Annotated in this window: 13 protein-coding genes and 1 tRNA gene; 10 read left to right on the top strand and 4 right to left on the bottom strand. The window is 49.7% G+C overall.

The genetic code is table 11. The features are described 5' to 3' along the window. Positions 1 to 81: 81 nt before the first annotated feature. A complete protein-coding gene (locus AAH187_RS11835) occupies positions 82 to 423 on the bottom strand; it encodes a hypothetical protein (protein ID WP_342348667.1) in 342 nt (113 codons plus the stop codon). 377 nt (positions 424 to 800) lie between these two features. Next, on the bottom strand, positions 801 to 1,607 hold the full coding sequence (locus tag AAH187_RS11840; RefSeq protein ID WP_342348668.1) for a symmetrical bis(5'-nucleosyl)-tetraphosphatase: 807 nt from the start codon (positions 1,605 to 1,607) through the stop codon (positions 801 to 803). Positions 1,608 to 1,708: 101 nt separating this feature from the next. On the opposite strand from AAH187_RS11840, the gene AAH187_RS11845 reads away from it, so the two are divergent. From AAH187_RS11845 to AAH187_RS11860, 4 genes are all read left to right on the top strand, one after another. Continuing rightward, complete coding sequence (locus tag AAH187_RS11845) at positions 1,709 to 2,482, top strand: alpha/beta hydrolase (RefSeq protein WP_342348669.1); 774 nt, start codon at positions 1,709 to 1,711, stop codon at positions 2,480 to 2,482. Between the two features lie 39 nt (positions 2,483 to 2,521). Beyond that, positions 2,522 to 3,067 (top strand): MOSC domain-containing protein, encoded by a 546-nt coding sequence (locus AAH187_RS11850; protein WP_342348670.1) that lies wholly within the window; start codon positions 2,522 to 2,524, stop codon positions 3,065 to 3,067. Continuing rightward, positions 3,064 to 3,726, top strand: a complete 663-nt coding sequence (locus AAH187_RS11855) for a class I SAM-dependent methyltransferase (protein WP_342348671.1) — start codon at positions 3,064 to 3,066, stop codon at positions 3,724 to 3,726. The genes AAH187_RS11850 and AAH187_RS11855 overlap by 4 nt, the downstream gene beginning before the upstream one ends. 53 nt (positions 3,727 to 3,779) lie before the next feature. Then, positions 3,780 to 3,853 (top strand) — tRNA-Gln (locus tag AAH187_RS11860). 797 nt (positions 3,854 to 4,650) lie between these two features. Here AAH187_RS11860 and AAH187_RS11865 read toward each other — a convergent pair. Both AAH187_RS11865 and AAH187_RS11870 read right to left on the bottom strand, forming a co-directional pair. Beyond that, positions 4,651 to 5,004: a DUF4326 domain-containing protein gene (locus AAH187_RS11865; protein ID WP_342348672.1), complete on the bottom strand. Its 354-nt coding sequence runs from the start codon at positions 5,002 to 5,004 to the stop codon at positions 4,651 to 4,653. A gap of 2,084 nt (positions 5,005 to 7,088) precedes the next feature. Beyond that, complete coding sequence (locus tag AAH187_RS11870; RefSeq protein ID WP_342348673.1) at positions 7,089 to 7,922, bottom strand: PAS domain S-box protein; 834 nt, start codon at positions 7,920 to 7,922, stop codon at positions 7,089 to 7,091. Between the two features lie 802 nt (positions 7,923 to 8,724). On the opposite strand from AAH187_RS11870, the gene pyrF reads away from it, so the two are divergent. The 6 genes from pyrF to AAH187_RS11900 all read left to right on the top strand — a co-directional run. Then, positions 8,725 to 9,486 carry an orotidine-5'-phosphate decarboxylase gene (pyrF, locus tag AAH187_RS11875; RefSeq protein WP_342348674.1) on the top strand — a complete coding sequence of 254 codons (762 nt, stop codon included), beginning with the start codon at positions 8,725 to 8,727 and terminating at the stop codon, positions 9,484 to 9,486. Between the two features lie 630 nt (positions 9,487 to 10,116). Then, entirely contained in the window at positions 10,117 to 12,084 is a 1,968-nt protein-coding gene (locus AAH187_RS11880; RefSeq protein WP_342348675.1) for a response regulator, read from the top strand. Between the two features lie 285 nt (positions 12,085 to 12,369). After that, complete coding sequence (locus AAH187_RS11885; RefSeq protein WP_342348676.1) at positions 12,370 to 12,741, top strand: response regulator; 372 nt, start codon at positions 12,370 to 12,372, stop codon at positions 12,739 to 12,741. 29 nt (positions 12,742 to 12,770) lie between these two features. Beyond that, positions 12,771 to 13,349: a hypothetical protein gene (locus AAH187_RS11890; RefSeq protein WP_342348677.1), complete on the top strand. Its 579-nt coding sequence runs from the start codon at positions 12,771 to 12,773 to the stop codon at positions 13,347 to 13,349. 49 nt (positions 13,350 to 13,398) lie between these two features. Next, positions 13,399 to 13,998, top strand: coding sequence for a nitroreductase family protein (locus tag AAH187_RS11895; protein WP_342348678.1), 600 nt, complete (start codon positions 13,399 to 13,401; stop codon positions 13,996 to 13,998). A gap of 234 nt (positions 13,999 to 14,232) precedes the next feature. Then, the coding region (locus AAH187_RS11900) for a class II aldolase/adducin family protein (RefSeq protein ID WP_342348679.1) at positions 14,233 to 14,792 on the top strand (560 nt) is incomplete at its 3' end.

Genomic DNA, 14,792 nt, shown 5'->3' on the forward strand with positions numbered 1-14,792 from the left:
AAACACTCAAGGAAAAAGTGCGGCGTTCCCAGGCATTCGGAAGACAGGACTTGCACAGAAAGCCTGTGTATCGCAAAAACTTTATGGTAAGCGATGCCAATCGTATTCTGAAACAAACTGAGCGGTAAGTGAGCGAATCATTCGGGATTCTGCCGTTTCTTGAATTATGGGAGTTTGATAATGCGGTTGCCAGCCGCAATTCAGGCAACGGATTACGGTTTCATTCGAGGTTTCTCCACCCTCTTGGTGTATCAAGCCTTGGCATTTCGGACATTGAGACAGTGTGTCGGCAATGTAGGTTGGTGGATCGGGTCTGAGTGAATCCAAATGAATGCGAGTATGGCGTCGGCGAATTTTTCTGTGTGTGTTTGCCGGGTTATTCGCGGATGAATTGGTCATTTGTTGCAGAGTAGATTTCATCATGTATATCCCTTCTCTATAAGATTAATATCTTGGCTGTGTACCCTTAAGTCTTCAGGATTGCTTACTTTTCATCTCAATTGCGTTTCACTGTGGTACCTAGGGATTTAAGCAAGAGAAGTGCCTGAAGACCTAGGATAAATCCTATTAAGAAAATGCCAACAATTATTGGGGAATATATGGCGCTACCAGATGAGAAGCACATACAAGGTCAGGGGTAAGGAAAAGGCACTTGTTATCTATATGGATACAGAATGTATCTCATCAGATACATGTAATGGGTGAGGTTGAAACGTTGGAGGAATGACCAGGGAATTATGAGTATATGGGAAAACGGGGACTGCCTCGCCTTTCGTATGACGGCGGGCGTGGTGATCTGGTTATATCTTTGAGCAGGTGACGCGAAAGAGTTGTTGGTCTTCGAGTCGGAGGGCAACGAGTTCCCGTCCCCACACGCATCCACCGTCGATGGCGAAGACGTGCGGACCTTTCACCACTCCTAAGGCCGACCAATGTCCAAAAATAATAGTGTCCTCTTGTGTCGCTCGATTGGGAACTTGGAACCATGGCATATACCCTTGAGGGGCGTCGTTCGGATGCCCTTTGAATGAGAACTCCGGAATACCTTCTTTGGTACAAATCCTGAGGCGAGTCAGGACATTGGTGGTGAGACCTAACCGTTCGTCAGGGCTCAGATGGTGGGAAAACACGATAGCATTTCGAAAATAGATTGCCGGGAGGCGCTGGTGAAAATTCTCATCCTGCAAGGCTTCCTCCACCTCACGAGCTAACTCCAGTACTTGAGGAATGGACCAGGATGGTAAGAGGCCTGCATGAACCAGGCAAAATCCATCTTCGACGTGGGCAAGGGGTCGAAAGCGCAACCAGGTGAGTAATTCATCCGCATCAGGTGCCGAGAGTACCGATTGTAAGGTGTCTTTTCGACCAAGGGTGGTTATCTTGGCCCACACCGCCAGAAGGTGTAAGTCATGATTGCCCAACACGGTGATGGCCGAGGCCCCCAACTGCTTGATGACACGAAGCACTTCCAGGGAATCCGGTCCTCGATTGACTAAGTCCCCGACGAACCACAGACGATCGGTTGCGGGATTAAAGCGAACCTTTTCTATCAGACGGTGTAAAGCCTGGACGCATCCCTGTACATCTCCAATTGCATAAGTAGCCATCGTGAAGGATCCTCGGATGGTAAAAGGAAATACTACCTGAAGAATACCCTAATCTAGCATTTTTTATCCGCGTTGGTGTTACCGCCTTGCTACAATGGCCCATGTTTGAAGGAGTCTTTGTATTTCAACCCTCTCCCTGGGAAGATCGGAATTGGGCGAGTCTCAGTGGGCTGCCTTTAGAAGAGGTATGGCTCCCGGTAGATGAGTCCGTCACGATATTCGGCTGGTTTGTAAGCGCCGGACCGACCAAGCCGGTGCTCCTCTGGTGTCATGGCAATGCGGGTAATATTAGTCATCGGTTAGAGAATCTCCGTGAGCTGTTTCGGCGAGGATTATCTGTTTTCATCTTTGATTATCGTGGCTATGGTCGGAGCACCGGCATTCCTTCTGAACCCGGACTGTATCAAGATGCCTTGGTTGGGTATGACTATCTTTTGAACCGTCGCGGGATGGACTCGAATCAGATTGTCGTGTTTGGACGGTCACTGGGCGCTTGCGTGGCTGGGGAAGTGGCCATTCGCCGGTCATCGGCCGGAGTCATTCTTGAAGGGGCGTTTCCTTCTATCCAGGCCATGTCGGACCACCATTACTTAGGATTGCCCGCTCGGTGGTTACTAAATGTGGACTTCAATCTGGCTGAAAAGGTTGCCAAGCTCAGGCGTCCGCTATTGGTGATCCACGGCGAAAAGGATTCCATTGTTCCGGTGTCCTTGGGGCGGCAAGTTTATGATGCCGCACATGAACCTAAGCAATGGGTTGTGGTAGGGGGTGCGGGACATAATGATGTGCCGTTTGTTGGGGGAGTCTCCTATTTTCAGAAAATCACGGGCTTTGTTCAGACTGTGGTCTCCAAAGGACATGGAGGATCTCCGTGAATGATGTAAGTAAGTCCCGCTTGACCACCCTTTCGATCGATGGCTACCATCCTCTTCGTCTCGGACTATTATGCGGGTGGAGTAAAGGGATATATGGGTTCTGTTGCGTATCTCCATCAAATTAATTGTTCTCCAGGGGGACTCCCCAAGCTGCCCGTGTCCGAGGCATGGATCACGTTCAAAGGGATGGATGGGGATCGGCATCGGAACCGGGTACTACATGGCGGCCCAGATCGGGCATTATGCCTGTTCTCGTTTGAGGTCCTTGAGGCCTTACAACAGGAGGGACACACCGTTCACGCCGGAGCCTCCGGAGAAAACTTAACCGTGGCCGGTCTGAACTGGACACAGCTGAAGCCAGGTGACCATCTGAAAATTGGAGAAGAGGTGCAGATCGAATTGACGAGTTATTGCGAACCCTGTCGTCATAATGCGCAATGGTTTGTGAATGGAGACTTTTCCCGGATCTCTCACCGGCAGCACCCCGGATGGAGCCGATTGTATGCTCGGGTGTTGTCCGAGGGACGCGTACGGCAAGGTGATGGGGTGCGGGTCGTAACGTTGCCGAAAAGGAAGATGAAATGATGGAACGGGTTCTCGAACCGGAAATTATGGATGATCCTGAGCAAGTTCAGGCCTATGCCGAAGCGGATTTTCAAGAAGAAAATCAGGGTTTTGTGGATAATTTCCTTCGACTCTATGAGGATCTTGATGGCCCTCATGTTGTGGATGTGGGTTGCGGCCCCGGTGATATCGCCATCCGTCTGGCCCGGAGCCATCCCACCTGCAGGATTACTGGAATTGATGCGTCCATTCCCATGATCACCTGGGCGGAACAGGCAGTGAAGCAAGCTGGATTAGCTCATCGAATAGAGTTTCTCTCTCAACGGTTTCAAGATGTCAGTTTGGCTAGTCCAGCTGACGCCGTGATGTCGAACAGTTTGGCCCACCATGTTCCCAATCCACTACGATTTTGGTATGAGATAAAAAAAATGCTCAAGCCCGGCGGGTTAGTGCTGGTGATGGATCTCCTTCGTCCTGATTCTCCCGAGGAGGCGCAGGCGCTGGTTGACCAGTATGCGGCTCATGAACCAGAGAGATTACGGCAGGATTTCTTTCATTCCCTGTTGGCGGCCTTTACGGAGGATGAGGTGGCTGCCCACCTCGCAGAATTGAATTTAAGTCGTTTGATGGTAGATGTGCCGGATGATCGGCATTGGATTGTGTACGGGCGAGTGTACTAACCGGTAAAGATCTTGACGCTTTGGTCCTGTAAGTCTTAAAGTGCACGTTCGGTTGGGGGATCGTCTAGGGGCAAGACATAAGATTTTGGATCTTAGAACCCAGGTTCGATTCCTGGTCCCCCAGCCACTTCCAGCAAGGCTTTTCCCCGTTTTAAAAAAGTCAAAGGTTTCTGTGGAGATTCGACGGAGACTTTTGCCACCCTTCCTGATTTTTTCACAACACTTTAGCAGTTTTTTCCGACTGTGTTGGACCGGATCAACATGTTGAAGCCAAGAACCCAGGGTTGATTTGTGGTCCCCAGCAACCCATTACAAGGTACAAGCCTTTTGGTAATTTTGACACCGTAGATCCTGCCTCTGGAAGAATCGACGAAAACGTCGCGTCCACCAAAATCTCCCCGGTGTGAATCATCCCGGAAAAGGTTGCGGCCCCATCTCCCGCATTTGATGGGCCATGAGTGGGTATGCCGCATGAAAGACGCGGTATATTTCCTGAAAAAATTAGGACGGGCTTCATTGGGGCGTGAGCCTCAAATATAAAGACAAAGATTGGAATCATTTGGTCATCCGATTTTGGGGTTGCAGGGAATACCTGCCCCCTCCTCTTCCTGGTATTCAGGAGGCACTCTGTCCCACTTCAACCGATGACACTCATCTCACAACGTGTCTTACATCTTCGGGTGTGGGCTTTTTGTGCAGGGGGCAGGGGGGGTTCTCTTTGACCAAGGAATAGAAGGTGAAGCTCGGAGTAGGTTAGGGGATGGGGAGGATGGGTGAAACGTAAAAGGCCATTTTTGAGCAGACCGTGCCGCCGTTCTCTTTTTACCCGTGCAAAATTTGAGGCTCTAAGGATAGGTGGGCATGTTTCCCAAAGAAAAAGGCTTATCGATGGAAAGGTCAACCAAAGCCTTTCCTTGGATTTATTTAGGTGCCCGGTTCAAGCTCCTTCAATCGTTGAATCAGTGCATCACCATGACAGGGCTTCGGGGCACACCAGCACATAAGGGCCTTCCCTCGTAACGTGGGCAGATCCCTGAGAAGATCGGGTTTCCCCGATAGCGAGGCCGCGTACAGCGCGATTACCTCTTGTAGGGTTCCATCTTTCCCTTCCTTAAAGTCATTGCCCCATGGAGACTTTCGATCAATACGAACCAAGAGGCCGCGTGCATTGGCCCACGCAATCACTCGTGGGTGTCCCTGCTTTCGCATATTGACCACAACGGTCTCTCCTGCCTGTAGGCGATCGATAAGGGCTTGTTCTGCCGGCGGAATCCCCATCACTCACATTCCTCTCTTTTTTGATTGTTCCTCAGGTAGTCCGGAAAATCCCCAAGGGAAGGGAGCCACCACCCGGAACAGGCTTTCCCTGGCGCCACACTGAATGCATAATGGAGCTATTCAAACACTTGGCCAAATAAACGGCAAGGCCGCCTTGAAATCCATGGAAACTTCAGGGATCAGGTTACAGCCTCGATGTGTTGACGGAGCCGAATTTGGCTTATGTTGAGCATACCCCCCCACCGCTCCTCTCCCACTTGTTTCTACCAAGAGGAACGCCCTCATCTCGGGAAAATGCAAGGAAGGACTGCTGCCGGATGCACGGAAAGAGGGCTGAGGAATCAACCCCATTCCGCTTCCCCGAAAGATTCGGGGGACTGCTGCAATAGCTGCAATACGACCATCGTGAGGCCTGGTGAATTTTTTGGCTATACGGGAGCAACCCGGCACGCGGGTTTTCTTTTCATGATTCACCCTTTTGGGTATGGTGGCGTCGCACAGAAGGGCATTTCATTTTCAGGATGAACCGAGCCCTGGTACAGAAAAAATGTGTAGTTGCGGCACGGTCAATGGAAATCTTCTCGGTCTCGTTCCGAAAGGTTTGTCTCAGCAAAGGGATTCGTACAGGATTGAATCCTCTCAATCTGTTGCAAGTGAGCGTATTAAACACCAACAAAAGAATAGGAAAATTTCGACCAGATCTGGGACTTATTTTTTTGCGCCCAAGGTCCCATCAGCGGCAATAACCTACTCAATAGCCCAGCGAAGACTGTTGCCGAGAAGCTGTCCTTTCGGAATGCCATGAAGCCGCGACGGTGTGTGGCATCATAAGCCGATAGCTATGGTGAATCGAATCGAGGTGACAAAAGCAAAGGGTGATTTCTGATTCAAAATTGATGATTCATTTTGCCTTGGGGAGTTTTACCCTGTGCATTGGGGTTATTGACATCAGGCATAGTGATAAGACAAAAGGAAGGAAACTTAACATAATTTCAACGGTTTTTTTTAACCATTCGCGAAATACCCTTACTGGCCTGGCTGTTCATAGGAAACGTAAAAAGAGATGTTCGCATGGATAACACGGTTTATTGAGCATCACCCGAACCTTCATCGTCTTGCCCTTTATATTTGGAGGCGGTTTCCACCGCGGGTGGCAGGATTTTTTAAAGGGTTGCTCGCCAGAAGCTGGGTAGTCGGAGCAATAGCCGTCATGATCGACGAAAATTCGTCCCCTCCGGAGGTACTCTTGGTTGAACACAGTTACAGGCCTAAAGGAGCATGGGGTCTTCCTGGTGGGTCCCTCGAATCGACTCCTGGAGACCCGACCAGACCCAGCAATACTCCATTGCCTGACGATGTTATCCAGGCAGCTCTTTGTAAGGAAATGTCCGAGGAACTCGGTGTCGCCATTAGGGTGAACAGTCTCCTTAGAATTGATGCTATTCCCTATGTTCCGGAAGAACCGGGCCCCTTTCGATTGCACTTTTACTTCCGCTGTGCTCCGCAGGACGGTTTCGCAATCTTTCGTGCGAGACTGAGTTCCGGGCACATACGCCCCCGCTCGCCTGAGATCAACGATATACGTTTCGTTCCGTTGCCTGAGTTAAACAAGTACGACATATTCTCAACCGATCTGAGATTTTTGAATGAAGATCTTCCTAGGCTTGAGCCAGCCCTTGCTACATTAAAATCCAACTGAATTTTAATTTTTCGATCGTGTGGAAATCTTGCGATGGGAATTAGCAGACCCACGCAGTTCTTAGGGAACCTGAGTGGGAGGAAAATCTACGACAAAAAACGTGTGTTTCCCCAAGAATGACCGCGTCTCTTTTTTAAATGCCTGAACAGGTGAACCAAAGGATTCACCTTGGTGATGGGGGTGTACGACTAAATTCGATTCTCCACGGGGTGTTCCCACGACCAAGAGCCCGAGCCATGTTGGGAGGATTTCAGGGCAGGAATAATCTGATGCTCGGACCGAACCTCTTTTTTTCTGTTTGTGGGTGCTCCTCTTCAATTCATACTTGCGCAGACGGTTCTTTTTACCTCACCGCTCAGAAAACAAAGAGTCTTCCCCAAGAGTCTCATCCGTTCTGATACTGCATAGGATTTTCCTTTTTTGATTCTCGCAAAGAGAGGTCTCGAATAAATCCGGAATAGGAAGGATGTGTCCCTGTCGTCCAGGAGTTCAAAGAGAGTTCGATGGGGAATTCCTGCCCGCTTTTCCTTAATCCATGGAGTGTGACCGTTTTTCCAATGACGTGAGATTCGCCTGTTGTCTGCAATCGCTTCATGCCTTTGGTATGAGCGTCCCAATACCGACTGGGCATGATCAGGGTCAGTGGTTTTCCAAACATTTCCTCTGCCGAATATTCGAACATTGATTCAGCGGCCTTATTCCATGACATGATCCGGCCGGTGTGATCGGCTAGTACAATGGCATCAATGGCTGCTTGAAAGACGGCTTGAAAGCGGATTTCGCTTTCATATAAGGCGTGACGGGCGCGTTCCATTTTTTTTGCCAGGGCATAAGCCTTGAGCGCCTGACGCACCGTGGTCCTAATTTCTGAACGATTGATGGGTTTATGGAGATAGGCAAAAGCGCCTTGTTCTTCAAGGGGGCCGGTCACATCATCGAGAGTGGTATAACTCGACAGAATAATGATGGGAAGACCTGGCACCGCTTTTGTCATCTTCTCCAGAACGAGTAAGCCATCCATGTCAGGGAGTTTGACGTCCAGGATCACGACACTAGGGGAGTGAAGTTTCACGCATTCCAAGGCCGTGCCTCCCGTTGAGGCCACATTAATGTGATGTCCGTCGGCCTCAAGAAGATCTCGTAAGGTTAGGACAATATCCTGTTCATCATCGACGACGAGAATGGGGGAAGTGGATCGTATCGGGGTGGTGATTACCATGGTTTAAACCTCATGTCTGGGGTAACTGGCCCTCAAAAGGGATGTTCCTGAAAATGGGCATGTGGTGAATACCCACGCAATCTATGTACCATTAACGACATGAGTTGAATCGGTAGGGTGATAAGTCTTTGGATGAATTCGTGATTTTTGAAAAATGATGCAGGAAAAGTCCATGTGTCATTGATTTTCATAGATCAGAGACAGAAATTTTGATATCTGTTTGGATACACCCATTTATCCAAATAGATACACAACCTTGACCTGGATGCTGCATGGGATGGCATTGACCGACAGCGGTGCTGCCGAATTTGGCCAGACTTTCCGATCCGTTTCTTTTAATAGATCAACCATCTGTTGCCAAGACAACAGAATCGGACTTTACCCGATGCAAAATTGTGAGGTCTCCTCTCATTCGCCTCGAAGGTGGGGACGGCGATTGTGTCATTAATGACAGAACCGTAGAAATTTTACTTAGGCCAAGTATCCTGTGGGATCGGATGTGCGAGGGCATAGATCCAGAATCTCCAGGGAAGTCTGGTGAAATGGTTTGCATCAATGAGCCATAAATGGCAGGAGTGCTTTTGATGTGGTATCACTTGAGTTCATCTATTGGTTATGGCACTCTCTGTTGATGATAAATAAGAATTTGGCCATGGTCTTGCGGTAATTGGGTGGGTTGCGAATAGCCAATACGAAAGCCTGGGATAATTTTCCCGGCTATCTCTTCTTTGGCTATATACAGATTCCTCATCTTCTTATTCGAATAAATTATTAACAGCTCAAGTATTATGGTGAATTGGGAATGAACAGGGGTATCCCCATCCAGGAACGGTTAATTGTCGCACTTGATGTTTCCTCCGTAGAGGAGGCTCGTCGATATGTGAAGGATTTAGAGGGTGTTGTTTGGTTTTATAAAATTGGCCTGGAATTATTTCTGGCCGTTAATGCCGATTTCCTCAGGGAATTACGCGCACAAAAATGCCGGATCTTTTTAGATCTGAAGATGAATGATATCGATGAAACGGTGCGTCGAGCCGTGAATCTGGCGGCTGACCTGCAGGTAGATTTTCTTACCATTTTCGGAAATCATGCCACGGCCAAAGCTGCGGTGCTTGGTCGAGGGGCCGGGTCAATACAAATTTTGACCGTTCCGCTCCTTTCGAGCTGGGGGGAGAAGGATCTTCAAGACCTGGGGATGTTACGCGTACAGGCGGGAGATCCCGCACGTTTTCAGTCACTGGATGACTACGTCTTGTGGCGGGCAGATATGGCGATGGCCCAAGGGTGCGATGGCCTGATCGCCTCAGGAAAATATGTCGGAATTCTGAGAGAACGGTTTGGTCCGAAGGCGCTCATTGTCTCTCCAGGTGTGAGGCCGGCCGGGCAGAACACCCATGAACATCAACGTTCCTTAACTCCTTTTGATGCCATTCGAGCCGGGGCGGATTTTTTAGTCGTTGGGCGACCTATTCGCGATGCGGATAATCGGCGGAAAATGGCGCAAGAGATTCAAGAGGAGATTGCCTTGGCGGTCAAGGCTGGTCCCTCAAAAGAGTGGGCCTAAGCTGGGGGAGATAACTGGGGTAACACAGCAGCAGGCTGAAGCTACCAAAGCGGCCTTCATGAAATTACCAAATTACCTGCACGTTTTTTTCTTCCTTTCCTTCCTTTAGGGGTGTCTAACCTTTTTCATGCTTTGTTTTGCCTCTAGCCTTTTCGCCACACTCCCTTAACGGCTAACATGATGATACGTTTTTTCTTTTATTAAGTAATCATGAGTGGATTGTGATTCCCCGTTTTTTTGAACATCAAAGAGGAGCGATTGGAATTTCCAACGAATCTCTCTCTGATATTCATTTTCTTCCTTAACCTTCCCCCTTTCTTGAGGAGGAGTAAGTGCGTGACCATTAATGCCGGGATTGGTATGATGGGACTGGGTGAGAGGAAAAGCAGGGGTTTGGTCTTCAGAAGTCCACGAGCTAGGATCAATCCCATGAGGGAAACAGTATCCTCTGTCGTCGATGCTGAAATGCGATGTGCTGAAGTAGCCGGATTTAAAGGTAGGATTCCAAGTGATTTTGGTTTGGGAAGTTTAGTTACAAACACTTCAAAGGAAGAAAGCTCTCAATAGTCCTTCGAATAAAATGTAAGCGTGACGTATACGGTTCTGGACGGTAGGTAAAGGGAGGGATGTATGACGATGCGAAGGGAATGGTTGCGAATCCTCATTGTGGAAGACCGTCCTGACCAATTAGAAACGCTCGTCAATATTCTAGAGAAGGAAGGCTATCAGGTGGTGGGGTCCAGGACGGCTGCGGAAGCTTCCGAATATGCGAAAGGTGAAGCCTTTGCGGTCGCAGTGGTTGATGTGCAGACGCCGGATGTCTCCGGAGTCTCATTGCTTTCTCTTCTCAAGGCCAAGAATGCAGAGATTCAGATGATCCTGAGTCCGGCCTTTGACAGCCTGGATTCAGCGAAAGATGTCATAGGTGAGAGCGCCGTTTCCTACATCAAACGGGAAGGGTCACCATCCGAATTGCTTGGTATTGTTCGTCGAACCTTTCGTGACCAACTGACGGAATACACCAAAGACCTGGAGATAGCTCTGGAAGAGCGGGATGAACGGTTTCGGCAACTTGTGGATCATATTAAGGAGGTGTTTTGGGTTTTTGCCCCTGACCAGTCTGAAGTCTGGTATGTGAGCCCTCAATATGAAACCGTCTGGGGTCGCAGTTGTGCGAGTCTTATTGAAGATTCTCGAAGCCTATGGAATGCGATTCATCCTCACGATCAACCACGATTTCTCACTCACCAAATTGAGCCGGATGGGAATGGGGTTCAGGGAGAATGCCGGATTGTGAGACCGGATAACACCATGCGGTGGGTGCGAATACAAACAGTTCCTATTCGAAAGCCCAATGGGGACTTGCTGAGTCTTGCGGGAGTTGCGGAGGACATTACAGAACGGAAGCGTGTTGAAGAGGCTCTCACGAAAACCGAGCGGCAATTTCGGCAATCAAGCCGCATGGAAGCCATTGGGACCTTGGCAGGCGGCATCGCCCATGATTTTAATAATATTTTAACGGCAATTTTGGGCTACACCGAATTGGCGTTGGCCACGGTGCCAAAGGAAAGCCGTACCCAACGAAATCTTCAAGAAGTGCTCACTGCGGGTCATCGAGCCAAGCACTTGGTGCTCCAGATTTTGACCTTTAGTCGTCAAGCGGGTCAGGGGAAGAAACCCACACCTCTCCACATGGTCGTCCGGGAATCCCTGAAACTCTTACGATCCACGATTCCCACGACAATTGAGATCCGTCAAGCCTTGAAAACAGAGGCCACTATTCTAGCGGATCCGACCCAAATGCATCAGATCATTTTCAATTTATGCACCAATGCTGAATATGCCATGCGAGAACCCGGAGGGATATTGAACGTCGTCCTGGAAGATGTGGAGGTGACAGAAGATTTGGCCAGAACGATTTCGGGATTACAGGTTAGTCCCCATGTCCGGTTGACGGTGCAAGATACCGGTTCAGGCATGACTCCTGAGGTACTTGAACGACTGTTTGATCCCTTCTTTACGACCAAGCCAATTGGCGAGGGGTCGGGAATGGGGATGGCCGTAGTGCATGGAATCATTATGGGTCATAGAGGAGCCATTGTCGTGGATAGTGTCGTGAATAAAGGGACAAAGATCGAAGTCTATCTCCCGACAGTTCCGATCCAGGTCTTAGAGCCTCTTCACGATCCAAAAGCCATTCACAATGGGAAAGAATCAATTTTATTTGTGGATGATGAAGAGACCATTGTGAGGCTTGGGAAGGAACTTCTCACGCAACTGGGATATACGGTGGAAGTGCACACGAGTTCAATTGAAGCTCTGAGGACATTTAACCAAGACCCGCATCGCTTCGATCTCGTCATTACTGACCAAGCAATGCCGGGATTGACCGGTGAGGCCTTATCCCGTGAGCTTCTGCGGATTCGCCCGGACCTCCCCATCATTCTGTGTACCGGATTCAGTCATGTGATCTCGGCGGAACGAGCGAAGGCATTGGGAATTCAGGGCTATTTGATGAAGCCATTGGCAATTCGGGACCTGGTTCCCATTATTCGCCATGTGCTCGACAAAACCCCTTCGTCGTTAGCCGAGTCTTGACCTCTCCGAAGGGGAATGAATGGGCAAGACTTGGTTCTCCTGGTTGGTGATGGGTCGTGAGTCACTCCAGGAGATGCCGGCTATTCCGGGAATGCTATTCAATAATCATGAATGCCAGAAATGGATGGTTCATTGTGGATGACGTTCGAGGGCCGAGCCGGGATGTGTTGAGCCTGGTCCAAACCCTATGGAGGAGCCCAAGTTGGTCGCACCGTTCGTGGTGGATCTTTTCCTGTGGAGGAAGAAGGTGATCATCCGGAGTGGGGCGTGGAAAGAGACAAAATAATGGCAAACATTCTTGTTGTGGATGATGATCGGCAGGTTTGTGACCTGTTGAAGCAGGCCTTGGAAGATAAGGGATATACTGTGGATTGTGCCAGAAATGGAGTCGAAGGTATCAAGGAATATCGCAACCACCCAGCCGATCTTATTATTTTAGACATTCTTATGCCAGAAAAAGAGGGGCTTGAGACGATACTGGATTTGCGGCGGGAATTTCCTCAGGTAAAAATCATAGCGATGTCCGGCGGAAGTGAGCGAGCCAAACTCGATTTGTTGGACCTCGCTCGTCGCTTAGGAGCTCAACACACCATCGATAAGCCTTTCCAATTGCACACCATGACGGACCTCGTTACACAAGCCCTTCACGAAAATTAGCCAGGGTTTACCTGTTCGGACCACGAGCGATGCTGTATTTTCGGACCCAACCTGATGCCGTGTTTATCCCGTTTGTGAGGCAGGCGCTTGACTGCGAGCTTCAAGCCGTGCGGCGTGTCGCGTCTCGCAATGACGCTGAGGCCTGGTTGGTGGAGTATCCGGCCGTGGGGACGCTATTTACCCCCTATAGCGCACTTATCACGCTTGAGGAATTGCTGGTGGCTCATGAGGCATCAATGGTCTATCGATTAATTGACTATCATTGGCTTCTGGTATACGAATGCCTCAAAAACTATTGTCTCTGGCACAACGATCAAATTGATGATGGATTGGTGTCATTTACCATGCTGGGGGGATACCGGTTTGGGTTGGTGGATTTCGAGACGATGACCAACCGGTATTTCTGGGACCATGACTTTATGGAACTGTTGTGCGCTGGTGCGGATGAAGCAGATTGCTGTCCATGTGGAAAAGACACAGACGGGTCCGATATGGATCTCTCTTATGGATTACGTCCGCATCCCGAGAAGCTCAAATTAACCCCGGTGGAGGAGACCGCCTGGCGCATTCCAGAGCCGGAAGAATGTGGCCAGTGGCGTCTGCCGTAAGACGGTGTCATCAATAAGTGAAGTGGCGTAAAGTCTCTCAGGAGAAATCATGGAAAAACCAGCAGACGTGCAATTTCACATTCATGAGCTGTTACGGCGTCGCTGGAGTCCACGAGCCTTTGCCGATCAGCCGGTCGAACGAGAAAAAATCCAAAGCTTGTTGGAAGCGGCTCGATGGGCGTCTTCCTGTTTTAACGAACAGCCCTGGGTCTTTATTCTCGCTACCAGCGAGCACCCTGAGAGCCATCAGAAGCTTCTGAGTTGTCTGGTGGAGGGAAATCAAATCTGGGCGAAACGGGCTCCTCTCCTTCTGCTCACAGTGGCAAAACTCCATTTTGATCATAATGGAGAGGTCAACAGTCATGCCTATCATGATGTCGGGTTGGCCGTGGGAAGCCTGGTCATGCAAGCCACAGCCATGGATCTGTCGGTCCATCAGATGGCCGGCATTCTTCCTGACACCATTCGCGAACGCTATGCTCTTCCCGCCGGCTATGAAGCCGTCACTGGGATTGCCATCGGGTACCAGGGAGATGCCTCCACACTCCCTGAGGCGCTCCGTGAACGGGAATTGGCCCCACGATCTCGTAAGCCGTTGAGGGAGTTTGTATTCTCCGAGACGTGGGGACAAACCCCGGAATGCTTGTAGCGCATTGAATCTCCCACGAGGCATGTATCGGAGCACTCCATTCCGGCTCTCACTTTCATGAACATGTTTCGTTCCTCGTCTGAAACAGGGAGTTCTCTCTGTATGCCCACGGGAATTTCTCATAAAAGCCAGACATGTGCTCTGTGAAAGGGTAAGACGACAAGAAAACAGGATGGTACACTTGACCGGAGGAAATGAAAACCTATTCAACAGTAACGAAGGAGACACCATATTATGATTACGGCTATAGGAGAAGTGTTACGACGGTGTTATGAGCGCGGATGGATTACCACCCGGGATGGAAATTGTAGTGTTCGGCGGGCGAAGAGTGTGTATCTGTATGTCACTCCCTCAGGATGGCGAAAGACGATTGTCCATCCTGAGCATATGGTCAAAATTAAGTTGGTGGATGGGAAGTTGCAGGTAGCTCCAGGAACCAATCCTTCCGGTGAACTGCATATGCATTATCTCTTGACCAGAGGCATGAATCGGACGCGTGCCGTCGTGCATGTACATCCAACACATGTGGTTGCGGCTATCTATCGCGGGTTCGATCTCCAGAAAATCTGCAAAGACTTTCCCGAAATTTACCGCTATACCAGGATTGGCCCAACGGTACCCAACCTTCCTGCCATCAGCTCGGAACTGGGCGAAGCCACGGCGAAGGCCTTAGGGGTCACAGAAGCCAACCCGGCAGGCGATTTTGATATCGTGGGCCAGGCCAACCACGGAGTCTGCTCCATGGCACCGAACCCCTGGTCTGCCTACGAACACATCGAACGGTTGGATCATAT

Source organism: uncultured Nitrospira sp., from assembly GCA_902500695.1.
In the GTDB taxonomy this organism is placed as follows: Bacteria; Nitrospirota; Nitrospiria; order Nitrospirales; family UBA8639; genus Nitrospira_E.